Below are 24072 nucleotides of genomic sequence, written 5' to 3' on the forward strand. Positions count from 1 at the left end.
CGCGGTGGCAGCTCGCGGCGTTCGGCCGCGCGCCGGCCGTCAGTTCACGCCGTCAGCTCGCGCCGTCGAGCCGCCCGACCGCGGTGACCCGCACGACCGCGGCACCCGCCTCGTCCGACTCCGCGAGATCGACCGTCGCCGAGATCCCCCAGTCGTGATCGCCGGCCGGATCGTCGAGGATCTGGCGCACCTGCCACTGCGTCGGCGTCTCCGTGACGAGCAGCATCTTCGGCCCGCGCGCGTCCGGGCCGATCCCGATCGAGTCGTGCTCGTCGTAGTAGTCGTCGAGCGCCTCGCCCCAGGCGTCGGCGTCGAAGCCGGCCGCCGCGTCCAGCTCGCCGAGCGCCTCGTGGTCGTCGAGGGCCGCGAGGGTGACCCGCCGGAACAGCTCGTTGCGCACCAGCACCCGGAAGGCGCGGTGGTTCGCGGTGAGCCGGCGCGGGGCGGGCGGCACGATCGCCTGGTCGGCCGCGTGCAGAGCCGGGTTGACCAGCTCCTCCCACTCGTCCACCAGCGAGGAGTCGACCTGGCGCACGAGCTCGCCGAGCCACTCGATCAGATCGTGCAGCTCCTCGTTCTTGATCTCGTCCGGGATGGTCTGCCGGGCGGCCCGGAACGCGTCGGAGAGGTAGCGCAGCACGAGTCCCTCCGAGCGGGAGAGCTTGTAGAAGGCGCAGTACTCGCCGAACGACATCGCCCGCTCGTACATGTCGCGCACGACCGACTTGGGCGAGAGCTCGAAGTCGCGCACCCAGGGCTGCACCGCGGTGTAGGTCTCGAAGGTGGCCTCGAGCAGCTCTTCGAGCGGCTTGGGATGCGTGACGCTCTCGAGCAGCTCCATCCGCTCCTCGTACTCGATGCCGTCCGCCTTCATCGCGGCGACCGCGTCGCCCCGCGCCTGGAACTGCTGGGCGCTGAGGATCTGCCGCGGGTCGTCGAGCGTGGCCTCGAGCACCGAGATCACGTCGAGCGCGAAGGTCGGCGACTCCGGGTCGAGCACGTCGAACACGGCGAGCGCGAACGGCGAGAGCGGCTGGTTGAGCGCGAAGTTCGGCTGCAGGTCGACGGTCAGCCGGATGCGCACCACGCCGTCGCGGTCGACGATCTGCTCGACCACCTCCGCGGTGCGGAGCGTGCGGTAGATGCCCAGCGCCCGGCGGGCCAGCTGCAGCTGGCGCTTCCAGGGCTCGTGGTTGTCGAAGATCAGCGCGTGCACGTTCGCGAAGACGTCGCCGCCGCGGGCGATCACGTTGAGCAGCATCGACGAGGTGATCGTCATGTGCGAGGTGAGCGTCTCGGGCTCGGCGTCGACGAGCTTGCGGAAGCTCGGCTCGCCCCAGCTGACGAAGCCCTGCGGCGCGCGCTTGCCGACCCACTTGCGCCGCTTCTTCGGATCGTCACCCATCTTGTCGAGCGCCTTGCGGTTCTCGGACTCGTGCTCCGGCGCCTGCACCACGACGGTGCCCGCGGTGTCGTAGCCCGCGCGGCCGGCCCGCCCGGCGATCTGGTGGAACTCGCGGGCCGAGAGCTGGCGGCTCTTGACGCCGTCGTACTTGGTCAGCGCGCTGAGCAGCACCGTCCGGATCGGCACGTTGATGCCGACGCCGAGGGTGTCCGTGCCGCAGATCACGCGCAGCATGCCTTGCTGGGCCAGCTGCTCGACCAGGCGCCGGTACTTCGGCAGCATGCCCGCGTGGTGCACGCCGATCCCGAGCCGCAGCAGCCGCGAGAGCGTCTTGCCGAACGCCGTGGTGAAGCGGAAGCCGCCGATCACCTCGGCGATGCGGTCGCGGTGCTCGCGGGTGGCGATGTTCGCGCTGGTCAGCGCCTGCGCCCGCTCGAGCGCCGCGGCCTGGGAGAAGTGCACGACGTAGACCGGGGCCTGGTTCGTCGAGAGCAGCTCCTCGATCGAGTCGTGGATCGGCGCGATCTCGTAGAAGAAGTGCAGCGGCACCGGCCGCTCGACGCCGGTGACCGTGGCGGTCTCGCGCCCCGTGCGCCGGGTGAGGTCCGCGGCGAGCGCCGTCACGTCGCCGAGCGTCGCCGACATCAGCACGAACTGCACGTGCGGCAGCGTCAGCAGCGGCACCTGCCAGGCCCAGCCGCGGGACGGGTCGGCGTAGAAGTGGAACTCGTCCATCACCACCTGGTCGACGTCGGTCTCGGCGCCGTGCCGCAGCGCCAGGTTCGCGAGGATCTCCGCGGTGCAGCAGATGATCGGCGCGTCCGGGTTCACCGAGGAGTCGCCGGTCACCATGCCGACGTTCGCGGCGCCGAACACGTCGACCAGCGCGAAGAACTTCTCCGAGACGAGCGCCTTGATCGGCGCCGTGTAGTAGCTGCGCCGCCCGTTCGCCAGCGCGGCGGCGTGCGCCCCGATCGCGACCAGCGACTTCCCGGTGCCGGTCGGCGTCGACAGGATCAGGTTCGCCCCCGACGAGATCTCGATCATCGACTCGTCCTGCGCCGGGTACAGCGGCAGCCCCCGCGCCTCGGCCCACTCCGTGAACGCCAGATACACCGCGTCGTCGTCGACGCGCCCGTCGGCGTCGGGCGTCGGCATCCGTTCGAGCAGCGTCAGACTCATCCCCCCATCCTCCCCGAGTTTCCTGCGCTGGGTCCCCTCCCTGCTGGTCCAGTGCCTCCGCAGCGGTCGCACCTTGCTGGTCGAGTAGCCGCACAGCGGCGTATCGAGACCCGCCCACCGGACGACGGTGGATCTCGATACGCCCTCTCCGAGGGCTACTCGATCAGCATGCTGATACCGCTGAGCGGACGCGCAGCGGCCGTCCCTGCCGGATGAGCAGCCGCGCAGCGGCCCCTCCATGCTGGTCGAGTAGCCGCGCAGCGGCGTATCGAGACCCAGGACCGCAGCGCTCACGGGCGCGCTCGATCCGCGAGCGCCCGGCGCAGCCGCTCGACGGAGCGCTCGGGGTGCGGCAGGAACTCGGCCGCGACGATGCGCACCGGGTGCACACCGATCGCGAGGAAATCGTCGTAGCGGCCGACGTCGCGCGCGAACCGCCAGTTGCTCGTGCGGTGGCCGTCGCCCTCGTACTCCCAGGACACCCTCTCCCGCTCGTACCAGCCGTCAGGCCGCCCGACGAAGACGCCCGCCGACGTGAACAGCGGCACCTGGAGCTGCGGCTCCGGCAGTCCTGCCCGTACCGACGCGAGCCGGAAGCGGGTCTCCGGCCGTGACTCGGCGCCGTCGCGCACCAGCGCGATCGCCTCGCGCAGCCGCGCCGCCCCGCGCCCGCAGAACCACGCCACCCGCTCGCGGAGCTCCCCCAGCGGCACCCAGGGGCGCGGATCCCCCGGATCTCCGCGGTGCGGCGTCCGCACGAGCGCGTCCCCCACCGCCACGAGATCGTCGAGCTCGAGCAGCGTGCCCAGGTGGCAGAACAGCGACGCCCCGTCGGTCAGCGGCAGGCCGTGCCGGACGACGCGCCGCACCCGCGCATCGGACACCGCGTGCCCGACGACCCCCGGACGCCGTGCCGCCCGAGCCGGCGCCCGCACACTGACATGCAGCGGCTCCTCCGGCAGGGCGCGCGGGAGCTCCAGCGGCCAGAGCCTCGCCGCGGTCAGATGGCTGAGGACCGCGCCCGGCCCGAGCAGGGCGAGGAGCGCCCGCGCGCGGATCTCGAGGTCCGGACCGTCGCCCTCGACCCGAACGCCGTGGAACGGCGCCGTCAGATCGCCGCTGCGCAGCCGCCCCCGGGCGAGACCGGCGCGCGCGGCCTCGCCGACGGTGAAGGGCCGCCCGAGGAGCTCGGCGGGAAGACGGGACGACTGCGGCATCCCGACACCGTGCCGCACGCGGACCCTTGAGAACGGCTCTCCACAGCCCCACCCGTTCTCCACACCCGCGCCGGGCCCGTCGATCCGTCACGAACGGTCCCCTCGGTCGACCTGAGACGACCACTCGTGACGGATCGACGCGCGCAGCGGCCCCACCAATGCTGGTGACTCGGACGCGCAGCGGCCCCACCATGCTGGTCGAGTAGCCGCGCAGCGGCGTATCGAGACCCCCGCGCCGCCGCGATCCGCGGGTCAGGCGAGCGCGCGCTCGACGTACGGGCGCAGGTCGGCGGCGAGGCGCAGCTCGCCGGCGGCCTCGGCGTCGAGGAGGGTCTGCGCGTCGTCCGCGCGGCGCTCGACGAACCAGCGGCGCAGCGGCACGGCCCGCTCCGGGCGCGAGAGCAGCTCGATCGCATCGCCCGCCTCGATGCTGCCGCGGTGCAGCACGCGCAGGTAGGCGCCGGTGCGCCCCTCCTCGGCGAAGCGCTTGACCCACTGCGGCTCGCCGAGCACGCGCTGGAAGGTCGCGCACGGGGTCCGCGGCATCGTCACCTCGACCTCGACCTTCTCGCCGATCCTCCAGCGCTCGCCGATCACGGCGCCGGTGAGGTCGAGCCCCTCGACCCGCAGGTTCTCGCCGAATCGTCCGGAGGGCATCTCGTAGCCGAGCCGCTCCTCCCACCACTCGGCGTCCTCGCGGGCGTAGGCGTAGAGCGCCTTCGCCTCGCCGCCGTGGTGCGCGCGGTCGGCCTGCACGTCGGCGTAGACCCCGAGGTCGCGGATGACGACCGGCCCCTCGACGGGGCGCTTGTCGATGGCGGTCACCCCGACCAGGCCGGGGTCCGGGAGCAGGCGGTCGACGCGGCAGACGGCGAGGAGTCGAGGCATGCCGCCATGCTCTCACCGCCGGAGCCGCGTCGCGCGCAGAGGCTCGCCGCGTAGGCTCGCCGGGTGCGCGCCGCCCTCCCTGCTCCCCGTTTCGATCCACTCCTCCTCGACGGCCTCGCCGAGGGCTACGCCGGCGACACCGGCGCGCGCGAGCACGCCGAGGGGCTCCGCTTCGACGGCGTCGACCTCACCGGAGCAGACCTCACCGCCGCGTCCTTCAGCGAGTGCGCGCTCGACGGCGTCGTCCTCGAGCGGGCGCAGCTGCGCGCCGCCTCCCTCGTGGAATCGCGGCTCGAGCGGCTGGACGTGCCGGGCCTGTCCGCGCCCCGCAGCCGCTGGCGCTCGATCGAGCTCGCCTCCTCGCGGCTCGGCTCGGCCGAGCTCTACGAGAGCACCTTCGAGCAGGTCCGCATCTCCGACTGCAAGCTCGGCTACGTCAACCTGCGCGGAGCGACCCTGCGCGACGTCCTCTTCGAGCGCTGCACGATCGACGAGCTCGACCTGGGCGGGGCCACCGGTTCGCGGGTGGCCTTCCCCGACTGCGACATCCGCTCGCTCGAGCTGCCCGGCGCGAGGATCCAGGACCTCGACCTGCGCGGCGCCGAGCTGCACGTGCTCGGCGGTCTCGACGGACTCCGCGGCGTCGCGCTCACGGAGCTGCAGCTCAGCCTGATGCTGCCGCTGTTCGCCGAGCACTTCGGCGTGCGGATCCTCGGTTGACCCGGACCGCCCGCTCTACGCGCGCCGTCGCCCGATCCGCCGGCTGAGCGCGCGGCGACCGAGCAGGAACACCCCGAGCACGACGGTGGTGACGACCACGAAGCTCAGCTGCACGCCCTGGCCCGAGAGCACCCGCAGCAGCATCCCGCCCGCCACGGTCACGATCCAGACCACGAGTCCGGAGACGAGGACGCGGTTGGGCGTCCGCCAGGCGCGCGCGATCACCCAGCCCAGCAGCAGCGCCGCGAGGAAGGGCCACAGCGTCACGAGGAAGCCCGCGAGCACCGAGTCGCCGTCGTGCGTCCGCCGCCCGATCAGCACGAAGACCGCGACGAGGAGGACGTCCAGCGCCAGGCCGAGCCCGGCGCGGCGGGTCACGCCGGCTCCGTCACGAAGTCGATCAGCTGCTCGACCCGGCCGAGCAGCGCGGGCTCCAGGTCCTTGAAGGTCCGGACCTGCCCGAGGATGCGCTGCCAGGCGCGCGCGATGTCGGCCTGCTCGTCGTGCGGCCAGCCGAGCGCCTGGCAGATGCCCTTCTTCCACTCGATCGAGCGCGGGACGTCGGGCCAGCGCTCGAGGCCGACGCGGGCCGGCTTGACCGCCTGCCAGACGTCGACGAAGGGGTGGCCGACCACGAGGACGTGCGCGCCGTGCGGACCGGCGGCGACCGCGTCGGCGATCCGCGACTCCTTCGACCCGCGGACGAGGTGGTCGACGAGCACGCCGATCCGCCTCCCCGGACCGGGCGCGAAGGCGCGGACCAGCTCGTCGAGGTTGTCGACGCCCTCGATGTACTCGACGACCACGCCCTCGACCCGCAGGTCGTGGCCCCAGACCTTCTCGACCAGCTCGGCGTCGTGCCGGCCCTCGACGTAGATGCGGCTCGGCAGCGCGACGCGCGCCTTCGCATCGGCGACGTGGAAGGAGCCGGAGGCGGACCGCGCCCGGCCGAGGTTCGCGTCGCGCTTGAGGCCGGGCGCCTTCAACGACACCGGCTTGCCGTCGATGAGGAAGCCCGGGCCGATCGGGAAGACGCGGACCTTGCCGAAGCGGTCCTCGAGTTTCACCATCCTCAGCTCGACGCCGACGACGGCGCCGACGAAGCCGGAGGCGACCTCCTCGACCACGAGATCGCGCTCGGCCTCGACCACCGCGACCTCGACCGTGTTCTTCGCCCGCCAGTTCCCGGCGAGCACGTCCTGCCCGTACCTGTCCTCGTCCATCGCCTCGAGGGTAGCCCGCTGCTGCGGATGATCATCACTCTCGATTACCAGAATGTATTGCGATGCGTTTATGGATCTGGTCCACTGGTCATGGCTGCCGACCGGCGGCCGCGTTCCTCCGAAAGGCAGCACCATGAGCACCACCGACCTCCACGCCGAGCACGACGTCACCGAGCACGAGCACGGCGACGGCTGCGGCCACACCACCGTCCAGCACGACGACCACGTCGACTACGCGCACGGCACCCACCGCCACGCCCTGCACGGCGACCACTACGACGAGCACGGCGCGCACGCCGAGCACGTCGCCGCCGCCGACCAGTCCTGACCCCCTCGGCGGCAGCATGCTGGTCGAGTAGCGCGAAGCGCGTATCGAGACCCACCCTCCAGATGACGGTCGATCTCGATACGCCCTCTCCGAGGGCTACTCGATCAGCATGAGCGAGCCGCCCCGACTCTCGATCGACACGGTGCCGCCGCAGCCCTCACATGCTGGTCGAGTAGCGCGAAGCGCGTATCGAGACCCACCCACCGATCGACGGTCGATCTCGATGCACCCTCTCCGAGGGCTACTCGATCAGCATGAGCGCCACATGCTGGTCGAGTAGCGCGAAGCGCGTATCCAGACCCGCCGCCGCCGACGAGCATGACGCTGCGAGACCCCGCTCCCAGCCGCGGTGAGTAGGCTGGCGGGGATACAACGTGCTCCGGGGTCGGTGAGAGTCCGAACCGGCGGTGACAGTCCGCGAGCCGCTGACCACTTCGGTGGGAGGCGGTTGACCTGGTGGAATTCCGGGACCGACGGTGAAAGTCCGGATGGGAGGCAGCACGAGCGTCGCGCGCGAGCGCGGCGCTGAACGACGGTGCCCGCGCACCGCCGCTCGCACCCCGGAGTTCGGCGACGAACGGAACCGGGAATGACGATCGACTTCGAGCACGCGATGCGCAGGGCACTGGCCCTCGCCGAGCGCGGCCCCGCCCGCGGCGTGAATCCGCGCGTCGGCTGCGTCGTCCTCGCGCCCGACGGCTCCGTGCTCGCCGAGGGCTGGCACCACGGCGCCGGCACCGCGCACGCCGAGGTCGACGCCCTCTCCGCCCTCGCCCCCGGCGCTGCGACCGGCGCCACCGCCGTCGTCTCCCTCGAGCCCTGCAACCACACCGGACGCACCGGCCCCTGCAGCCGCGCCCTGATCGACGCCGGCGTCGCCCGCGTCGTCTACGCCGTCGGCGATCCCGGCGACCGCTCGGCCGGCGGCGGCGACACCCTCCGCGCGGCCGGGGTCGAGGTGATCGAGGGCGTCCTCGCCGAGGAGGCGGAGGAGTTCCTGCACGTCTGGCTCGCCGCGACCCGCCGCCGCCGCCCCTGGGTGACCCTCAAGTGGGCGTCCGCGCTCGACGGCCGCACCGCCGCCGCCGACGGCAGCAGCCGCTGGATCACCGGCGCCGCGGCCCGGCAGCGCGTGCACGAGCAGCGCGCCGCCGCCGACGCGATCCTCGTCGGCACCGGCACGGTGCTCGCCGACGACCCGAGTCTCACCGCCCGCGGCGACGCCGGCGAGCTCCTCGCCGAGCAGCCGCTGCCCGTCGTCGTCGGCGAGCGCGGCGTCCCCGCCGGCGCCCGCGTCCTCGGGCACCCGCGCCCCCCGGTCCTCGAGCGCACGCACGACCTCGCCGCGGTCCTCGACCGCCTCTACGACGCCGAGGTCCGCCACGTCTACGTCGAGGGCGGGCCCACCCTGGCCTCCGCCCTGGTCGCCGACGGCCTCGTCGACGAGTTCCTCGTCTACCTCGCCCCGGCGCTGCTCGGCGGCCCGCGCCTCGCCCTCGACGACCTCGGCGTCACGAGCATCGCCGGCGCGCACCGCCTCGACCTCCGCTCCGTGGAGGTCCTCGGCGGCGACCTCCTCGTCACCGCCCGGCCGGGCTCCCCCGCCCGCCGGCCGCCCGCCCCGCAGAAGGAGTCCTGATGTTCACCGGAATCATCGAGGAGGTCGGCGTCGTCACCGCCGTCTCGGCAGGGACCGACGCGATCCGCCTGACCGTGCGCGGCCCGCTGGCCGTCGAGGGCGCCCGGCACGGCGACTCCATCGCGGTCTCGGGCGTCTGCCTCACCGTCGTCGACCAGTCGGCCGACGGCTTCACCGCCGACGTGATGGCGCAGACCCTGCGGATGTCGACCCTCGACGGCGTCGCAGTGGGCGACCCGGTCAACCTCGAGCGCGCGGCGCTGGTCGGCGACCGCCTCGGCGGCCACATCGTCCAGGGCCACATCGACGGCACCGCGACGCTGCTCGCGGTCACCCCCGGCGACGCCTGGCGCGTGCTGCGCTTCTCCCTCCCCGCCGAGGCCGCCCCGCTGGTCACCGACAAGGGCTCGATCGCCGTCGACGGCGTCTCGCTGACGGTCTCGGCGATCAGCCCCGCCACCGAGCCCGAGCAGTGGTTCGAGGTCTCGCTCATTCCCGAGACGCTCGCCGCCACCACGCTCGGCGCCCGCGCCGTCGGCGACCGGGTCAACATCGAGACCGACATCCTCGCCCGCCACGTCGAGCGGATGCTCGCGCTGCGGTCCGCCGCCACCACCGGAGGTCGAGCATGAGCCTCGCCAGCATCCCCGAGGCCGTCGCGGCCCTCCGCGCCGGCCGGCCGATCATCGTCGCCGACGACGAGGGCCGCGAGAACGAGGGCGACGTCATCGTCTCGGCCCAGCTCGCGACGCAGGAGACGATCGCCTGGATGGTGCGCCACTCCTCCGGCTTCATCTGCGCGCCGATGACCAACGAGATCGCCGATCGCCTGGAGCTTCCGCTGATGGTCGTCGACAACGAGGACCCGCGGGGCACCGCCTACACGATCTCGGTCGACGCCGCCGACCGCCTCTCCACCGGCATCAGCGCGTCCGACCGCGCGCACACCCTCCGCGTGCTGGCCGATCCGGAGGCGACCCCGGCGCGGCTGCACCGGCCCGGCCACATCCTGCCGCTGCGCGCCGTCGAGGGCGGCGTGCGCGAGCGCGACGGCCACACGGAGGCCGCGGTCGACCTGATGCGGCTGGCCGGCCTCGAGCCCGTCGGCGCCATCTCCGAGATCGTGGCCGAGGACGGCGAGATGATGCGCCTCCCGGGCCTGATCGCCCTCGGCGAGCGGGAGGACGTGCCGGTCACCACCGTCGCCGCCCTGATCGCCTACCTCGAGGAGCACCACGCCGAGCTCGACGCGACGAGCGTGGAGCCGGCCCGCGACACCCCGCGGGTGAGCTTCGAGGTCGAGACGACCGTCCCGACCACGCACGGCCCGTTCCGGCTGCGCGCCTACCGCGACCGCCAGACGGGCGCCGACCACGTCGCCGTCGTGGCCGGCCCGATCGGCGAGGGCCGCGGCACGCTCGTGCGGGTGCACTCCGAGTGCCTCACCGGCGAGGCCTTCGGCTCGCTGAAGTGCGAGTGCGGGCCGCAGCTCGACGCGGCGCTCGACACCATCCAACGCGACGGCGGCGTCGTGATCTACCTGCGCGGGCACGAGGGCCGGGGCATCGGGCTGATCAACAAGCTCCGCGCCTACCGGCTGCAGGAGGACGGGCTCGACACCCTCGACGCCAACCTCGCCCTCGGCCTGCCCGCCGACGCCCGCGACTACGGCGCCGCCGTCGGCATCCTCGAGGACCTCGGCGTCACCGACGTCCGCCTGCTCACCAACAACCCCGAGAAGGTGCGCCAGCTCACCGACCGCGGCATCACCGTCTCCGAGCGCGTGCCGCTGGTGGCGGGCGTCGGCGCCTTCAACCAGGGCTACCTCGCGACCAAGCGCGACCGGATGGGCCACTTCAGCGATCTCGACGCCCTCGTCGGACTCGACCCCCTCGACGCCGGACCCTCCGGCGCGACACCGAAGGAGTAAGCCATGGCCGGTAGCGGCGCCCCCACCACCTCCCCCGTCGAAGGGAGCGGCCTCCGCATCGTCGTCGTCGCGGGGACCTGGCACCAGCAGATCACCGACGGGCTGATCGCCGGCGCGAAGGCCGCGCTCGACGAGTCCGGCGCCTCCTGGTCGCTCGTGCGCGTCCCCGGCTCGTTCGAGCTGCCGGTCGCCGCGAAGGCCGCCCTCGAGGCCGGCGCCGACGCGGTGGTCGCCCTCGGCGTCATCATCCGCGGCGGCACCCCGCACTTCGAGTACGTCTCGGACGCGGCGACCTCCGGGCTCACGAACGTCTCGATCCAGACCGGCAAGCCGGTCGGCTTCGGCGTGCTCACCCTCGACACCGAGCAGCAGGGCATCGACCGCGCCGGCCTGCCCGGCTCGAAGGAGGACAAGGGCCGCGAGGCGGCGGAGGCGGCGGTCACCACCGCGCTCGTCCTCCGCGAGCTCCGCGGCTAGCAGCGATTCCACACCGCCGGCGTCCCCCTGATCGGGGGCGTCGGCGCACTTTGCTGTGAGACCGCGGAGTAAAGTGGACGGGTCGTCACGAGCGGCCCTACCCTTCCTCCCCCTCGGCCCCCGCGGCCCGCAGCGCCCGATCGACGCCGCCCCCGCCGGCACCGGGAGACCCCTCCACCGGAGCAGCCCTCTTCCATGTCTTCTTCCCGTACCGCAGCCGACGCTCCCGCCGCCGCCCCGCAGAACTCGCGGGGCCGGGTCATCCTGGCGAGCCTCATCGGCACCTCGATCGAGTTCTACGACTTCTACGCCTACGCGACGGCCGCCGTCCTGGTCTTCCCCTCGCTCTTCTTCGTGAACGAGGACCCGGCGACCGCGCTCCTGGCCTCCTTCGCCGTCTTCGGCGTCGCCTTCATCGCGCGCCCGATCGGGTCGATCATCTTCGGCCACTTCGGCGACCGCGTCGGCCGCAAGGGGACCCTCGTCGCCTCCCTGCTCACGATGGGCATCGCGACCTTCCTGATCGGCTGCCTGCCGACCGCGCTCACGCCGGGCTGGGAGTTCCTCGCTCCGTTCCTGCTCGTCGTGATGCGCTTCTGCCAGGGCCTCGGCCTCGGCGGCGAGTGGTCCGGAGCCGCGCTCCTGGCCACCGAGAACGCCCCCGCGAACAAGCGCGCCATCTACGGCACCTTCCCGCAGCTCGGCGCTCCGATCGGCTTCATCGTCGCCAACGTGCTGTTCCTGGTGCTCGCGAGCACCATGAGCGACGAGACCTTCGCCGCCTGGGGCTGGCGCGTGCCGTTCCTCGCGAGTGCCGTGCTGGTCATCGTCGGCCTCTACGTGCGCCTCAAGCTCGTCGAGACCCCGGCGTTCCAGAAGGTCGTCGACAACGGCGAGGTGGCCAAGCTGCCGCTCGCCCGCGTCTTCAAGACCAGCTGGCGCCCGCTCATCCTCGGCACGTTCATCATGCTGGCGACCTACGTGCTCTTCTACCTGATGACCACGTTCACGCTGACCTACGGCACCACGCCCTCCGACGCGCCGACCCCCGGCCTCGGCTACAGCCGCAACGACTTCCTGATCATGCTGATCGTCGGCGTCGTGTTCTTCGGCATCTTCACGCTCGTCTCCGGCCCGCTGGCCGAGAAGTTCGGCCGACGCCGCACGCTGCTCGTCGTCACCGCGGCGATCCTCGTCTTCGGCCTGCTCTTCGTCCCGCTCTTCAGCGGCGGCTTCGCGGGCGTGATGGCGGTGCTGATCCTCGGCTTCACGCTGATGGGTCTGACCTTCGGCCCGATGGGGGCCGTGCTCCCCGAGCTGTTCCCGACCAACGTCCGCTACACCGGCTCGGCGATGTCGTACAACCTGGCATCGATCCTCGGAGCGGCGGTCGCGCCGATCATCGCGGTGGCGCTCTGGCAGTCGGCCGGCGGCAGCACGCTGCTGGTGGGCCTCTACCTCAGCGGCGCGGCGGTGCTCACACTCATCGCACTGCTGCTCTCGAAGGAGACCCAGCACACGGCGTACCACGACAACGTGTCGTAGGACGCTCCTCTCCTGCACGTCCGGCCCGTCGGTTCCCCCGGCGGGCCGGACCTGTCTCCGGACCCGCGCGGAAGGACGCGGCGCCGGCCCTCCATGCTGGTCGACCCTCCATGCTGGTCGACCCTTCATGCTGGTCGACCCTTCATGCTGGTCGAGTAGCCCCGCAGGGACGTATCGAGACCCACCGTCCCCAACAGGGCGGGTCCGCAGACTCGCGTTCTGACGCCGGTGGATCTCGATACGCCCGCTCCGCGGGCTACTCGATCGGCATGACTTCCCGTCCCGATCGAGGGCCGGTTCGCAGCCACGAAGGGGCAAGATGGACGGCGGTCCACAAGAGGTACGGCAGGGCATGAGCGAGGACGAACGAGCGATGAGCAGCACCACCGAGAGCACGCGCGGCGGACGGCGGCCCCGCCGCGGCAAGGACGACGGACCCCGCGCCTCCTTCTCGCAGCTCGTCCCCTACCTGCTCGAGCACCGCGGCATCCTCTCGGTCGTGGTCGTGCTCAGCCTGTTCGGCGCCGCCGCCAGCCTCGCCCAGCCGCTCGTCGTCGGCCAGGTCATCACCCGCGTGCAGGACGGCCTCGACCTCGGCCCGCTCGTCTGGGCGCTCCTCGTGCTCGTCGTCGCCTCCGGCCTCATCTCCGGCTTCGCGCACTACCTGCTGCAGCGCACCGGCGAGGGGATCGTCCTCTCCAGCCGCCGCCGCCTCGTCGCCCGCCTGCTCCGCCTGCCGATCCGCGAGTTCGACGCCCGCCGCACCGGCGACCTCGTCTCGCGCGTCGGCTCCGACTCCACGCTGCTGCGCGCCGTGCTCACCCAGGGCCTCGTCGACTCGATCGCCGGCTCGCTGCTCTTCGTCGGCGCGATCGTCGCCATGGCGATCATCGACTGGGTGCTGCTGCTCATCATCGTCGTGGTCGTCGCCGTGGCCCTCGGCGCGGCCCTCACCCTCGGCCGCGGCATCCGCGTCGCCAGCCGGAAGGCCCAGGAGAAGGTCGGCGACCTCGCCGCCGCCGTCGAGCGCGCGATCAGCGCCGTCCGCACCATCCGCGCCGCCGGCGCCACCGACCGCGAGATCGCCGTCGTCGACACGCACGCCACCGAGGCGTACCGGCTCGGCATCCGCGTCGCGCACATCTCCGCGCTCGTCGTCCCGGTCGCCGGGATCGCGATGCAGGTCGCCTTCCTCGCCGTCCTCGGCGTCGGCGGCTACCGCGTGGCCTCGGGCGCGATCGACATCGCCCAGCTGGTCTCGTTCATCCTCTTCCTCTTCATGATGGTGATGCCGCTGGGCAACTTCATCGGCGCGATCACCTCGGTCAACTCGGCGCTCGGCGCGCTCGGGCGGATCCAGGAGATCATCGACCTGCCGATCGAGGGCGACGGCGAGCGCGACGGCGGCGGCCTCGGCCCGGGCGTCGCGGACTCCGCGATCGCCTTCGACGACGTCGTCTTCTCCTACGACGAGAAGGCCCTCGACGTCGACGAGGACGCGCGCGACCGCACCGTCCTGCGCGGCGTCTCCTTCACGGTGCCGCGCGGCAAGCGCACCGCCCTGGTCGGCCCGTCCGGTGCCGGCAAGAGCACGATCCTCGCCCTGATCGAGCGCTTCTACGACCCCGAGGCCGGCGTGGTCCGGCTCGGCGGCGTCGACATCACCGCGATCGACCGCGACGCCCTCCGCGCCCAGATCGGCTACGTCGAGCAGGACGCGCCGGTGCTCGCCGGCACCCTCCGCGAGAACCTCGTGCTCGGGCGCCCCGATGCCTCCGACGAGGACTGCCTGCGGGTGCTCGAGGCCGTGAACCTCACCGATGTGCTCGAGCGCAACCCGCTCGGCCTGAACGCCCCCGTCGGCGAGAGCGGCGTCATGCTCTCGGGCGGCGAGCGCCAGCGCCTCGCCATCGGCCGCGCGCTCCTCGCCGCCCCGCCGATCCTGCTGCTCGACGAGTCGACCTCGAGCCTCGACGGCCTGAACGAGCAGCGCCTGCGGCTCGCGATCGACGCCGTGGCCGAGAACCGGACGCTCCTCGTGATCGCGCACCGCCTCTCGACGGTCGTCGACTCCGACCAGATCGTGGTGCTGCAGAAGGGCGAGGTCGTCGGGATCGGCACGCACTCCGAGCTCGTCGAGTCGACGCCGCTCTACCGCGATCTGGCCAAGCACCAGCTGCTGGTCTGAGCCGGGCGGCGGGCCTGCGGGCGGCCGTCAGCGCGGCGGCATCCGCAGCGCGCCGTCCAGGCGGATCACCTCGCCGTTGAGCATCGGGTTCTCGACGACGTGGCGGACGAGCGCCGCGAACTCCGACGGTCTGCCGAGCCGGGCCGGGTGCGGCACCGCCTCGCCGAGGGCGACACGGGCAGCCTCCGGCAGACCGGCGAGCAGCGGGGTGTCGAAGGTGCCGGGCGCGATCGAGACGACGCGGATCAACGCGGCCGCCAGCTCGCGTGCCAGCGGCAGGGTCAGCGCGGCGACGGCGCCCTTCGAGGCGGCGTAGGCGGCCTGGCCGATCTGCCCCTCGAAGGCGGCGATCGACGACGTGGTGACGAGGACGCCGCGCTCCCCCTCGACCGGCTCGCCCTCGGCGATCGCGGCCGCCGCGAGCCGCAGGACGTTCAGCGTGCCGACGGTGTTGATCCGGAGGACCCGCTCGAAGGCGTCGAGCGCCAGCGGTCCGTCGCGGCCGAGCAGGCGCCCCGGCGTGGCGACGCCGGCGCAGGTCACCGCGATCCGCAGCCCGTCGGCGGCCGTCACGGCCCGCTGGACGGCGTCGGTGTCGAGCACGTCGCCCGCGATCCGCAGGACCGACCCGGGCAGGTCGGCGCCGTCGAGCGCCGCCGGCAGATCGAGCACGACGACCCGCGCTCCGGCGTCGGCGAGGGCCCGCGCCGTCGCGGCGCCCAGCCCCGAAGCTCCGCCGGAGACCAGCGCCGCGCAGCCCTCGACGCGCATCAGGGCGCGATCGTCGGGGCGGGGGCGTCGGAGGAGAGCGCTTCGGCGGAGCAGTCGGTGAGGGTGCGGTCGTAGTCGGCGATCGCCTCCTGGGCCGCCAGCCACTCCGTCTCGCTTCCGGAGCCGTCCGGGGCGGCGGGCCGCTCGTTGAGACCGTAGCGCGCGAGGCAGCGTGTGATCAGCTGCGAGACCGCATCGCCCTCGGTCACCGCGGTGGTCGCACCCGGCGTCGGCTCGGTCGCCCGGATCGTCCGCGCGGGGGTCCCCCCGGAATCGGGGACCTCGGCCGGGTCCAGCGCGCAGCCCGCGGTCAGCACCAGCAGCAGCGCCGCGGCGGGCGCGAGCAGTGCGGGGGCGGCGCGGGACCGGGTGCGCTCGGACATGGACGACCTCGAGAAGTGGGCGGGGGCGGAGTGACGGGGCGGCGGGAGAGGACCGGTGACGGGCGGTTTCGAGGCGAGCGTAGCGCAGGCCTCCGGAGCGGCGTGCCGAACGTGCGCGGAACGACGGACCCCGGCCCTGACGGGGGTCAGGGAGCTGCGAGCGCCCACATCGCGACCGCACTCGCGGCGGCGACGTTCAGCGAGTCGATCCCGTACCGCATCGGGATCTGCACCGCGACGTCCGCGGCGGCCAGCGCCTCGGCGGTGAGCCCCTCCCCCTCGGTGCCGAGGACGAGCGCGACCCGCTCCGGGACGTCGGCGGCGAAGTCGCGCAGCGGCACCGCCTCCGGGGTCAGCGCCATCGCCGCGATCGTGAAGCCGGCGTCGTGCAGCAGCGCGCGCGTGCTCGGCCAGTCGCCCACCCGGGTCCACGGCACCTGCAGCACCGTGCCCATGCTGACGCGGATCGCCCGGCGGTAGAAGGGGTCGGAGCAGCGCGGGGTCACCAGCACGGCGTCCGCGCCGATCGCGCCGACCGAGCGGAAGATCGCGCCGACGTTGGTCGGATCGACCACGTTCTCGAGCACGACCACGCGGCGGGCGTCGGCGAGCAGCGTCGCGGGATCGGCCAGCACCGGCCGGTCCAGCGCGGCGATGAGACCGCGGTGCAGCGTGTAGCCGGTCAGCTCGGCCAGCAGCTCGCCGGGTCCGGTGAAGACCGGCACGTCCCGGTCGCCGAGCAGCCGCTCGGCCTCCTCGACCGAGCCGCCGAGCGAGAGCACCGAGCGCGGCCGGTGCCCGGCGGCGAGCGCGCGCTCGAGCACCAGCGCCGACTCCGCGAGGTAGAGTCCGTGCGGCCCGCGGGCGTTCTTCAGCGCGACGTCCGTGGCGTGCGCGTAGTCGCGCAGCCGCGGGTCCTCCAGCGAGCGGACCTCGATCAGCTCCACGGATCAGGCGAAGGGGTCGGGGGTGAGCGTGTACTTGGTGCTGAGGTACTCGTGGATGCCCTCGAGCCCGCCCTCGCGGCCGAGCCCTGACTGCTTGACGCCGCCGAAGGGCGCCGCCGCGTTCGAGACGACGCCGACGTTGAGGCCCATCATCCCGGTGGCGAGCCGCTCGATCATCCGCTGACCGCGGGCGAGATCGCGGGTGAAGACGTAGGAGACGAGACCGAACTCGGTGTCGTTGGCGAGCGCCACGGCCTCGTCCTCGTCGTGGAACGGCACGATCGCGAGGACCGGGCCGAAGATCTCGGTGCGCAGGATCTCGCTGCCGGCCGCGACCCCCGCCAGCACCGTCGGCTCGTAGAAGTGCCCGGCTCCGTCGATGCCGTGCCCGCCGACGCGGACCTCGGCGCCGCGCTCGACGGCGTCCTGCACCAGCGAGGCCGCCTTCTCGACCGCGCGGTCGTCGATCAGCGGTCCGATCGTGATGCCCGCCTCGGTGCCGCGCCCGACGGTGAGCGCGGTGACCCGTTCGGTGACGCGGGCGGCGAACTCCTCGGCGATCGACTCGTGCACGAAGAAGCGGTTGGCGGCGGTGCAGGCCTGGCCGATGTTGCGGAACTTCGCGAGCATCGCGCCCTCGACCGCGCGATCGAGGTCGGCGTCCTCGAAGACCACGAACGGCGCGTTGCCGCCGAGCTCCATCGAGGTGCGCAGCACGCCCTCGGCCGCCTGCTGCAGCAGCGTCCGCCCGACCGGCGTCGAGCCGGTGAAGGAGAGCTTGCGCAGCCGCGGGTCCGACAGGATCGGCTCCGACACCGCGCCGGCGGACGAGGTGGTCACCACGTTGACGACGCCGTCCGGCACGCCCGCCTCGGCGAGCAGAGCCGCGAAGGCCAGCGTGGTCAGCGGCGTCAGCTCGGCCGGCTTCACCACGACGGTACAGCCGGCGGCGAGGGCCGGCGCGATCTTGCGCGTCGCCATCGCGAGCGGGAAGTTCCACGGCGTGATCAGGTAGCACGGGCCGATCGGGTGCTGCGAGACGATCATCCGCCCCGTGCCCTCCGGGTTCACGCCGTAGCGGCCCGAGATGCGCACCGCCTCCTCGCTGAACCAGCGGAGGAACTCGCCGCCGTAGGCGACCTCGCCGAGCGCCTCGGCGAACGGCTTGCCCATCTCGAGCGTCATCAGCAGCGCGAAGTCGTCCTTGCGCTCCTGCAGCAGGTCGAAGGCGCGGCGGAGCACCTCCGCGCGCTTCCGCGGCGCCGTCGCGGCCCAGGCGGGCCCCGCTTCGACGGCGGCGTCGAGCGCCCGCAGACCGTCCGCCGGAGTCGCGTCCGCGATCGTGCGGATCACCTCGCCGGTGGCCGGATCCTCGACGTCGATCGTGCCGCCGCCCGAGCCGTCGACCCAGGCGCCGCCGATGAACAGCTGCGACGGGACGCGGGCGAGCAGGGCCGCCTCGGCGGCGCTTCGAACGACGGAATCACTCACGAGAACACTCTTCCTGTGCGGATCGAGTCGCGCGGACCCCGCACGACGATGCTTCTCAGTCTACGACCGGCCCCGGGCGCGGCTCAGGAGCCGGTCGGTCCTGTGGACGAGGACCCGCCTGTGGAGGACGCCTCGACGCGCACTCCGGCCGCGGTCAGCTCGCGCAGCGCGGCGGCGCTCCCCTCGGCCGACACTCCGGCGACGAGGTCGGAGAGCACGCGCACCTCGAGCCCGGCCGCCTGCGCGTCGAGCGCCGACGCCCGCACGCAGTAGTCGGTGGCGAGCCCCACGACGTCGAGCTCGGTGACGCCCAGGCGCTCGAGCAGCGCCGGCACCGGCTCGCCGTCGCCGGTCGTCCCCTCGAAGGCCGAGTAGGACGGCCGGCCCTGGCCCTTGCGGATGTGCGCGTCGACCGCGTCCAGGGCCAGCGCCGGGTGGTACTCCGCCCCCGGGGTCCCCGCGACGCAGTGCACCGGCCAGGTGTCGACGTAGTCGGGCTCGGCGGCGAAGTGCCCGCCGTTGTCGGAGTCGCCGTCGTGCCAGTCGCGCGAGGCGAGCACCGTCGCGTAGCGGCCGGGGCTCGCGGCGAGGTGCGCGGTGATCGCCTCGGCGACGCGGGTGCCGCCCGTCACGGCGAGGGCGCCCTCCTCGGTGAAGTCGTTCTGCACGTCGACGATCAGGAGTGCCGTGGTCATGGTGGTCCTCTCGGGGCGGGGGTCGGGGTTTCGGTGCGCGGTCAGGAGTCGGAGAGCGCGCCGCCGCAGCGGTAGAAGCCGGTGACGAGCGTGTCGATGGCGGTCTTCGCCGAGTCGGAGACGTCGCCGAGCGCGTAGACGGCGAAGGTGAGCGCGGTGCCGTCCTGAGCGTCGACGACACCGGCGAGCGTGTAGCCGGTGTCGATCCATCCCGTCTTCGCGCGGACGGCGCCGTCGGCCACGGCGTTGTCGCCGGCGAAGCGATCGGCGTAGGAGAGCGAGCCGGTGCGCCCGGAGACGGGCAGACCGTCGAGGAGCACACCGAGCTGCCCCTCCCGCGCCTGGATCTTCCGCAGCAGGCTGGTGAAGTAGGCCGGCGCCACCGCGTTGTCGTCGCTCAGGCCCGAGCCGTCGACGATCGCGATCCCGGCCGTGTCCACTCCGTAGCCGGCGAGTCCCTGGAGGACGCCCGCCTGCTCGGCGCCGAAGTCGTTGCCGGAGCCCGTGCGGATCGCGACCAGCCGCGCGAGCATCTCGGCGATCGCGTTGTCCGAGACGAGCAGCATCTGCTGCACGAGGGTGCTGACCGGGGCCGACTCGACGGTGCCGAGCACCCGCGCGCCGGCGGGAGCGGAGCCGAGGCTCACGGCGGGCGAGCCGGACAGCTCCCCGACGAAGGCGTCGCCCGCGCGCCCAATGGGATCGTCACCGCGGCGGGAGGTGGAGGCGGTCGGGTCCGCGCGGTCGCCGTCGACCTGCAGAGCGGTGACCTCGGGCATGTAGCCGTCGGTCTGCTCCTTGCGGTTCCAGCTCGGCTGCCAGGTGTCGCCGGAGTAGAGCGAGGCGTCGAGGACGACGGAGGAGATCGCCGTGTCCGCCGTTGCCGGATCGGCGTCCCAGGCGCTCTCGACCTGCGCGGCGAGGTCGTCGAGGTGCGCGGCGCCGGTGTAGACCGACTCCTGCCCGCTCGGCAGCCGGCTCAGCGTGAGGTCTCCCCCGCCGACCAGCACGACGCTGCCGGGAGCGTCGCCCGCGACGACGGTCGTGGCGATCCGGGTGTCGGGGCCGAGGACGGCGAGCGCGGAGGCGGCGGTGAGGATCTTGAGCGCGGACGCCGTCCGCGAGGCGGTCGTGCCGCCGCGGTCGAAGAGCACCTCGCCGGTCGCGGCGGCGACGACCCGCGCCTGCATCGAGCCGAGCCGCGGGTCCGCCGCGAGCCCGGCGACGGAGCAGGTGCGCAGCGCCTCGGCGGTGTCGGCACCGGCCGGGCGCGCGGTCGGCGTCGGGGTCGGTGTGGCCGTCGGCGTCGCGATGGCAGGTGCCGAGGCGGTGGGCACCGCGGCAGGAGTCGTCGTACGCCCGATGGCGGTCCCGGCGCCGAACGCTCCGACGCCCAGCAGCACGGCGACGGCGGCCGCGGCGACGACGAGGGCGCGCGGTCGGCGTCGGGGCGGGGTGTCGGTCATCCGAACCAGGGTAACGGGCCGGGATCGACGAGGCCTGGGGGCGAGGGATCCGGGGCGATGGCTGCACTCGCGGCTACACCACCGGAGGAAAATGCGGAGCCGCCTGTCGGAATCGAACCGACGACCTTCTCATTACGAGTGAGACGCTCTACCGACTGAGCTAAGGCGGCGTGCTCGCGGGGTGGTGGCCCCGGACACGATTACACAGCATAGCCTGCTCGCGGGCCGGGGCGTGAATCGAGGCGCGGGGCCCGCGGGCTACTCCGCGAGCGCGCCGCGCAGCTCCTCGAACGAGTGCACGATGAGACCGGGCAGCGCGTCGCGACCGTCGTGGTCGACCCAGCCCGCCCAGGCGTGCCGCATCGCGGCGAGGCCGAGCAGGGTGAGCATCCTGGCCCGGCTGCGCACCGCCTCGGCGTCCGTCCCGCCGCGGGTCAGGCGCTCGGCGACCAGGTCCTCGAGGGCGAGCTCGAACTCCCGCATGCCGGCGATCTTGAGCCCGACGAGCTGGGGGTGCTCGCGGAAGAGACTGCGGCGCAGCAGGTGCAGCTCGCGGTCCTCCTCCCCCGGGACCTCGGCCGCCGCGACGAAGACGGCCTGCAGGTCGACGAGCAACGGCGCACCACCGGCGAGGAACGCGGCGGCGGTCTCGTCGGAGATCAGGGGCAGGCCGCCGACGAGGGCGTCCTCCTTCGAGGCGAAGTAGTTGAAGAACGTGCGGGTCGACACGTCGGCCGCGCGCGAGACGTCCTCGATGGTGACGCGGTCGGGGCCGCGCTCGCTCGCGAGCCGCAGGACCGCGGTCTCGATCGCGCGCCGGGTGGCGAGGCGCTTGCGCTCGCGGAGCCCCGGCTGCTCCGACGCGCCGCGGCGCTCCTGCTCGGTCAGCACTGCGGATCCTCCTCGGGGACGACGCCCTCGAGCAGGTAGGCGTCGACGGCGTCGTTCACGCACGCGTTCGACTTGTTGTAGGCCGTGTGGCCCTCGCCGTCGAAGGTGACCAGGTGCCCGTCGGACAGCTCCCCCGCCAGGGCCTGCGCCCAGACGTAGGGAGTCGCCGGGTCGTTGGTGGTGCCGACGACGAGGATCGGGGCCGCGCCCTCCGCCGTGATCGGCTCGCGCGAGCCCTCGAAGGCGGCCGGCCACTCGCCGCAGAGGATGTCGCCGTAGGCGAGGTAGCGGCCGAGCGTCGGCGCGGCCGCCTCGAGTTCGGCCGCGTCGGCGCGCATCGACTCCGTCTCGGCGTCGTAGGCGTAGTCGACGCAATTGATCGCGAGGAAGGCCTCGGTCGTGTTGCCGTCGTACGTCCCGTCGGCCGTGCGGCCGTTGTAGGCGTCCGCGTACTGGAAGGCGATCTCCGCGCCGCCCCGGCGGACGTCCGTGAGCATCTCGCTCAGCCCGCCCCAGGACGAGGCCGAGTAGAGCGGATAGACGATCGCGGTGAGCAGCGTGCTCGAGCCGAGCTGTCGGCCGTCCTCCGCGCGGATCGGCGAGGCGTCGACTCGCTCGAGCATCGCGGCGACCTGGCCCATGCCGTCGTCGACGGTGCCGGTGAAGGGGCAGCCCTCCGAGCCGAGGCAGTCGGCGAGGTAGGCGCGCAGCGCGCTCTCGAAGCCGATCGCCTGCTCGCGGACCACGTCGAGCGAGGTCGCGGCCGGGTCGATCGCGCCGTCGAGCACGAGCCGGCCGACGCGGTCGGGGAAGAGTCCGGCGTAGGTCGCGCCGAGGAAGGTGCCGTAGGAGTAGCCGAGGTAGTGCAGCGACTCGTCGCCCAGCGCCGCCCGCAGCACGTCGAGGTCGCGCGCCGCGCTGGTCGTGCCGACCTCGGGCAGCAGCGCCCCACTGCCCTGCTCGCAGGCGGCGGCGAACGCCGCGGACGCGGTGCGCTGCGCGGCGATCCACTCGTCGCTGCCGCGCTCGCCCGGGACGATGTCGTAGAGGTAGGAGTCGAGGCCGGCGGCGTCGAGGCAGGACACCGCGGTCGAGGCGCCGACGCCGCGCGGGTCGAAGCCGACCACGTCGAAGCGGGCGGCGAGCTCGGCGTCGACGGCGTAGTCGAGGCTGTCCCGGACGAGCTCGACTCCGGATCCGCCGGGTCCGCCGGGGTTCACCAGCAGCGAGCCGATCGCGTCCCCGCCTGTCGCCGGATGGCGGACGAGGGCGATCGACGCGGTGTCGCCGGCCGGATCCTCCCAGTCGAGCGGGACCGTGGCGTCGGTGCACTGCATGCCCTCGCCGCAGTCGTCCCAGACCAGAACCTGGCCGTAGTACTGCTCGAGATCGGCCGCGACCGGCTGCACGGCGGGGGTCGAGGTGCGCTCGGGCGACGGCCCGGGCGCGAAGCAGCCGGAGAGCAGGGCGACCGCGGCGCCGACCGCGGCGAGCGCCGTCCAGCGGCCCGGGCGCCTCACGCGGCCACCGGGCGCCGAGCGGCGACCACGAGCATCGCCTCGAGGGCGAGGACCGGCGAGACGTTGGCGTCGATGCGCTGCCGGGCCTCCGCCACGGCGTCGAGCACGGCGAGGGTGCGGTCGGGGGCGGTGGAGGAGGCGAGCGCGGTCATCTCACCGCGCACCTCCTCGTTGATCACACCGCCGGGGGCGCCCAGCTGGAGGCGCACGACGTCGCGGTAGAGCGAGAGCAGGTCGACGAGGATGCGGTCGAGGCCGTCGCGGAGGCTGCGCGTCGCGCGCCGCTTCTGGTCCTCCTCGAGCGTCCGAAGCTGCGAGCGGAGCTGAGCGGGGATCGTCCCGCCGGGCTCGACGCCGAGCGAGCGCAGCGCCTGCTGCCGCTCGACCTCGTCGCGCTCGAGCGTGTAGGCCTTCGCGTCCTCAGTGGCGACCTCGATCATCCGCGCCGCGCCGAGCACCGCGTCCGAGACTCCGCGCAGGCCGAGGGCGATGCGGAGGGTCTCCTCGCGCCGCTCGCGGGCGTTCGCGTCGGTCGCGAGCCGGTGGGCCATGCCGATGTGGCTCTGCGCCTGGCGGGCGGCGCGCTCGGCGGTGGCCGCGTCGACGCCGTCGCGGCGCTCGAGCAGGCCCGCGACGTCCTCGACGCTCGGCACCCGGAGGCGCACGGAGCGCACGCGGGAGCGGATGGTCGGCAGCAGATCGGCCTCGCTGGGCGCGCAGAGGATCCAGACGGTGCGCTCCGGCGGCTCCTCGAGCGCCTTGAGCAGCACGTTCGAGGTGCGCTCGCTCATCCGGTCGGCGTCCTCGATCACCATGACGCGGTAGCGCGAGACCGAGGGCGAGTACTGGGAGGACGAGACGAGGCGGCGCACCTCCTCGATGGAGATGATGACGCGCTCGGTGGCGAGCACGGCGAGGTCGGGGTGCGAGCGGGCGGCGACCTGGGCGCAGTCCGGGCACTCGCCGCAGCCGCCGCGGCGGCAGAGCAGCGCGGAGGCGAAGGCGTAGGCGAGGTTCGAGCGGCCGGAGCCGGGCGGCCCGGTGATCAGCCAGGAGTGGGTCATCGAGGACGACTCGTGGCCGTTCTCGTCGCGGGGGGTCGAGGCGTCGCGCAGGGCGCCGATGGCGTGCTCCTGGCCGACGAGCTGGCTCCAGACACTCACGGG

The 24072-nt window shown here is 73.4% G+C and carries 22 protein-coding genes, 1 tRNA gene and 1 riboswitch; of the genes, 8 read left to right on the plus strand and 15 right to left on the minus strand.

Annotation, left to right across the window (positions count from 1 at the left end):
- Nucleotides 1-52 precede the first annotated feature (52 nt).
- From HQQ86_RS09200 to HQQ86_RS09210, 3 genes are all read right to left on the minus strand, one after another.
- Nucleotides 53-2587: an RNA helicase gene (locus HQQ86_RS09200; RefSeq protein WP_216845284.1), complete on the minus strand. Its 2535-nt coding sequence runs from the start codon at nucleotides 2585-2587 to the stop codon at nucleotides 53-55.
- A gap of 290 nt (nucleotides 2588-2877) precedes the next feature.
- Nucleotides 2878-3804, minus strand: a complete 927-nt coding sequence (locus tag HQQ86_RS09205; RefSeq protein ID WP_173287832.1) for a hypothetical protein — start codon at nucleotides 3802-3804, stop codon at nucleotides 2878-2880.
- Nucleotides 3805-4056: 252 nt separating this feature from the next.
- Nucleotides 4057-4692, minus strand: coding sequence for an MOSC domain-containing protein (locus HQQ86_RS09210; RefSeq protein ID WP_173287833.1), 636 nt, complete (start codon nucleotides 4690-4692; stop codon nucleotides 4057-4059).
- A 63-nt stretch (nucleotides 4693-4755) separates the two neighbouring features.
- Here HQQ86_RS09210 and HQQ86_RS22010 point away from each other — a divergent pair, with 63 nt between their 5' ends.
- The gene (locus HQQ86_RS22010; RefSeq protein WP_173287834.1) at nucleotides 4756-5412 is read left to right on the plus strand and encodes a pentapeptide repeat-containing protein; all 657 of its coding nucleotides are present in this window, start codon (nucleotides 4756-4758) and stop codon (nucleotides 5410-5412) included.
- Between the two features lie 15 nt (nucleotides 5413-5427).
- Here HQQ86_RS22010 and HQQ86_RS09220 read toward each other — a convergent pair whose 3' ends face one another.
- Both HQQ86_RS09220 and HQQ86_RS09225 read right to left on the minus strand, forming a co-directional pair.
- Entirely contained in the window at nucleotides 5428-5790 is a 363-nt protein-coding gene (locus tag HQQ86_RS09220; RefSeq protein WP_173287835.1) for a DUF3054 domain-containing protein, read from the minus strand.
- Nucleotides 5787-6635, minus strand: coding sequence for a DUF3097 domain-containing protein (locus HQQ86_RS09225; RefSeq protein ID WP_173287836.1), 849 nt, complete (start codon nucleotides 6633-6635; stop codon nucleotides 5787-5789). The genes HQQ86_RS09220 and HQQ86_RS09225 overlap by 4 nt, the downstream gene beginning before the upstream one ends.
- A gap of 133 nt (nucleotides 6636-6768) precedes the next feature.
- Here HQQ86_RS09225 and HQQ86_RS09230 point away from each other — a divergent pair, with 133 nt between their 5' ends.
- From HQQ86_RS09230 to HQQ86_RS09260, 7 genes are all read left to right on the plus strand, one after another.
- Nucleotides 6769-6963 (plus strand): zinc transporter permease, encoded by a 195-nt coding sequence (locus HQQ86_RS09230; protein WP_173287837.1) that lies wholly within the window; start codon nucleotides 6769-6771, stop codon nucleotides 6961-6963.
- A 371-nt stretch (nucleotides 6964-7334) separates the two neighbouring features.
- A riboswitch (FMN riboswitch) is annotated at nucleotides 7335-7468 on the plus strand.
- An 84-nt stretch (nucleotides 7469-7552) separates the two neighbouring features.
- Nucleotides 7553-8602, plus strand: a complete 1050-nt coding sequence (gene ribD, locus HQQ86_RS09235; RefSeq protein WP_254071984.1) for a bifunctional diaminohydroxyphosphoribosylaminopyrimidine deaminase/5-amino-6-(5-phosphoribosylamino)uracil reductase RibD — start codon at nucleotides 7553-7555, stop codon at nucleotides 8600-8602.
- Nucleotides 8602-9234, plus strand: a complete 633-nt coding sequence (locus HQQ86_RS09240) for a riboflavin synthase (protein WP_173287838.1) — start codon at nucleotides 8602-8604, stop codon at nucleotides 9232-9234. Before ribD ends, HQQ86_RS09240 begins: the two co-directional genes overlap by 1 nt.
- Nucleotides 9231-10532 (plus strand): GTP cyclohydrolase II, encoded by a 1302-nt coding sequence (gene ribA, locus HQQ86_RS09245; protein WP_173287839.1) that lies wholly within the window; start codon nucleotides 9231-9233, stop codon nucleotides 10530-10532. The genes HQQ86_RS09240 and ribA overlap by 4 nt, the downstream gene beginning before the upstream one ends.
- 3 nt (nucleotides 10533-10535) lie before the next feature.
- Nucleotides 10536-11009 carry a 6,7-dimethyl-8-ribityllumazine synthase gene (gene ribH, locus HQQ86_RS09250; RefSeq protein WP_173287840.1) on the plus strand — a complete coding sequence of 158 codons (474 nt, stop codon included), beginning with the start codon at nucleotides 10536-10538 and terminating at the stop codon, nucleotides 11007-11009.
- A gap of 195 nt (nucleotides 11010-11204) precedes the next feature.
- Nucleotides 11205-12554: an MFS transporter gene (locus HQQ86_RS09255; RefSeq protein ID WP_173287841.1), complete on the plus strand. Its 1350-nt coding sequence runs from the start codon at nucleotides 11205-11207 to the stop codon at nucleotides 12552-12554.
- Between the two features lie 373 nt (nucleotides 12555-12927).
- Complete coding sequence (locus tag HQQ86_RS09260; protein WP_133963222.1) at nucleotides 12928-14742, plus strand: ABC transporter ATP-binding protein; 1815 nt, start codon at nucleotides 12928-12930, stop codon at nucleotides 14740-14742.
- A gap of 27 nt (nucleotides 14743-14769) precedes the next feature.
- Here HQQ86_RS09260 and HQQ86_RS09265 read toward each other — a convergent pair whose 3' ends face one another.
- The 10 genes from HQQ86_RS09265 to HQQ86_RS09310 form a co-directional block, all read right to left on the minus strand.
- Nucleotides 14770-15513 carry an SDR family NAD(P)-dependent oxidoreductase gene (locus tag HQQ86_RS09265; RefSeq protein ID WP_173287842.1) on the minus strand — a complete coding sequence of 248 codons (744 nt, stop codon included), beginning with the start codon at nucleotides 15511-15513 and terminating at the stop codon, nucleotides 14770-14772.
- Nucleotides 15513-15896 (minus strand): hypothetical protein, encoded by a 384-nt coding sequence (locus tag HQQ86_RS09270; protein WP_173287843.1) that lies wholly within the window; start codon nucleotides 15894-15896, stop codon nucleotides 15513-15515. Before HQQ86_RS09270 ends, HQQ86_RS09265 begins: the two co-directional genes overlap by 1 nt.
- 146 nt (nucleotides 15897-16042) lie before the next feature.
- The gene (locus tag HQQ86_RS09275; protein ID WP_173287844.1) at nucleotides 16043-16843 is read right to left on the minus strand and encodes an RNA methyltransferase; all 801 of its coding nucleotides are present in this window, start codon (nucleotides 16841-16843) and stop codon (nucleotides 16043-16045) included.
- A gap of 3 nt (nucleotides 16844-16846) precedes the next feature.
- Complete coding sequence (locus HQQ86_RS09280) at nucleotides 16847-18334, minus strand: NAD-dependent succinate-semialdehyde dehydrogenase (RefSeq protein WP_173287845.1); 1488 nt, start codon at nucleotides 18332-18334, stop codon at nucleotides 16847-16849.
- A gap of 83 nt (nucleotides 18335-18417) precedes the next feature.
- On the minus strand, nucleotides 18418-19029 hold the full coding sequence (locus HQQ86_RS09285; RefSeq protein WP_173287846.1) for an isochorismatase family protein: 612 nt from the start codon (nucleotides 19027-19029) through the stop codon (nucleotides 18418-18420).
- Between the two features lie 41 nt (nucleotides 19030-19070).
- Entirely contained in the window at nucleotides 19071-20495 is a 1425-nt protein-coding gene (gene dacB, locus HQQ86_RS09290; RefSeq protein ID WP_173287847.1) for a D-alanyl-D-alanine carboxypeptidase/D-alanyl-D-alanine-endopeptidase, read from the minus strand.
- A gap of 97 nt (nucleotides 20496-20592) precedes the next feature.
- Nucleotides 20593-20665, minus strand: a tRNA-Thr gene (locus HQQ86_RS09295).
- An 88-nt stretch (nucleotides 20666-20753) separates the two neighbouring features.
- Nucleotides 20754-21386: a TetR/AcrR family transcriptional regulator gene (locus HQQ86_RS09300; protein ID WP_367948604.1), complete on the minus strand. Its 633-nt coding sequence runs from the start codon at nucleotides 21384-21386 to the stop codon at nucleotides 20754-20756.
- Nucleotides 21380-22906 carry an alpha/beta hydrolase gene (locus HQQ86_RS09305; RefSeq protein ID WP_173287848.1) on the minus strand — a complete coding sequence of 509 codons (1527 nt, stop codon included), beginning with the start codon at nucleotides 22904-22906 and terminating at the stop codon, nucleotides 21380-21382. Before HQQ86_RS09305 ends, HQQ86_RS09300 begins: the two co-directional genes overlap by 7 nt.
- Entirely contained in the window at nucleotides 22903-24069 is a 1167-nt protein-coding gene (locus HQQ86_RS09310; RefSeq protein WP_173287849.1) for a DNA polymerase III subunit delta', read from the minus strand. The genes HQQ86_RS09305 and HQQ86_RS09310 overlap by 4 nt, the downstream gene beginning before the upstream one ends.
- Nucleotides 24070-24072: the final 3 nt, after the last annotated feature.

The sequence above is a fragment of the Rathayibacter sp. VKM Ac-2857 genome (genome assembly GCF_013205025.1).
Lineage (GTDB): Bacteria > Actinomycetota > Actinomycetes > Actinomycetales > Microbacteriaceae > Rathayibacter.

Bases quoted from the DNA above. Each gene is read 5' to 3' on its own strand.
- dacB (WP_173287847.1), bottom strand. From the start codon at position 20,495: ATGACCGACACCCCGCCCCGACGCCGACCGCGCGCCCTCGTCGTCGCC.
- ribA (WP_173287839.1), top strand. From the start codon at position 9,231: ATGAGCCTCGCCAGCATCCCCGAGGCCGTCGCGGCCCTCCGCGCCGGC.
- HQQ86_RS09270 (WP_173287843.1), bottom strand. From the start codon at position 15,896: ATGTCCGAGCGCACCCGGTCCCGCGCCGCCCCCGCACTGCTCGCGCCC.
- HQQ86_RS09230 (WP_173287837.1), top strand. From the start codon at position 6,769: ATGAGCACCACCGACCTCCACGCCGAGCACGACGTCACCGAGCACGAG.
- HQQ86_RS09255 (WP_173287841.1), top strand. From the start codon at position 11,205: ATGTCTTCTTCCCGTACCGCAGCCGACGCTCCCGCCGCCGCCCCGCAG.
- HQQ86_RS09260 (WP_133963222.1), top strand. From the start codon at position 12,928: ATGAGCAGCACCACCGAGAGCACGCGCGGCGGACGGCGGCCCCGCCGC.
- HQQ86_RS09265 (WP_173287842.1), bottom strand. From the start codon at position 15,513: ATGCGCGTCGAGGGCTGCGCGGCGCTGGTCTCCGGCGGAGCTTCGGGG.
- HQQ86_RS09205 (WP_173287832.1), bottom strand. From the start codon at position 3,804: ATGCCGCAGTCGTCCCGTCTTCCCGCCGAGCTCCTCGGGCGGCCCTTC.
- HQQ86_RS09210 (WP_173287833.1), bottom strand. From the start codon at position 4,692: ATGCCTCGACTCCTCGCCGTCTGCCGCGTCGACCGCCTGCTCCCGGAC.
- ribD (WP_254071984.1), top strand. From the start codon at position 7,553: ATGACGATCGACTTCGAGCACGCGATGCGCAGGGCACTGGCCCTCGCC.
- HQQ86_RS09285 (WP_173287846.1), bottom strand. From the start codon at position 19,029: ATGACCACGGCACTCCTGATCGTCGACGTGCAGAACGACTTCACCGAG.
- HQQ86_RS09240 (WP_173287838.1), top strand. From the start codon at position 8,602: ATGTTCACCGGAATCATCGAGGAGGTCGGCGTCGTCACCGCCGTCTCG.
- HQQ86_RS09200 (WP_216845284.1), bottom strand. From the start codon at position 2,587: ATGAGTCTGACGCTGCTCGAACGGATGCCGACGCCCGACGCCGACGGG.
- HQQ86_RS09225 (WP_173287836.1), bottom strand. From the start codon at position 6,635: ATGGACGAGGACAGGTACGGGCAGGACGTGCTCGCCGGGAACTGGCGG.
- ribH (WP_173287840.1), top strand. From the start codon at position 10,536: ATGGCCGGTAGCGGCGCCCCCACCACCTCCCCCGTCGAAGGGAGCGGC.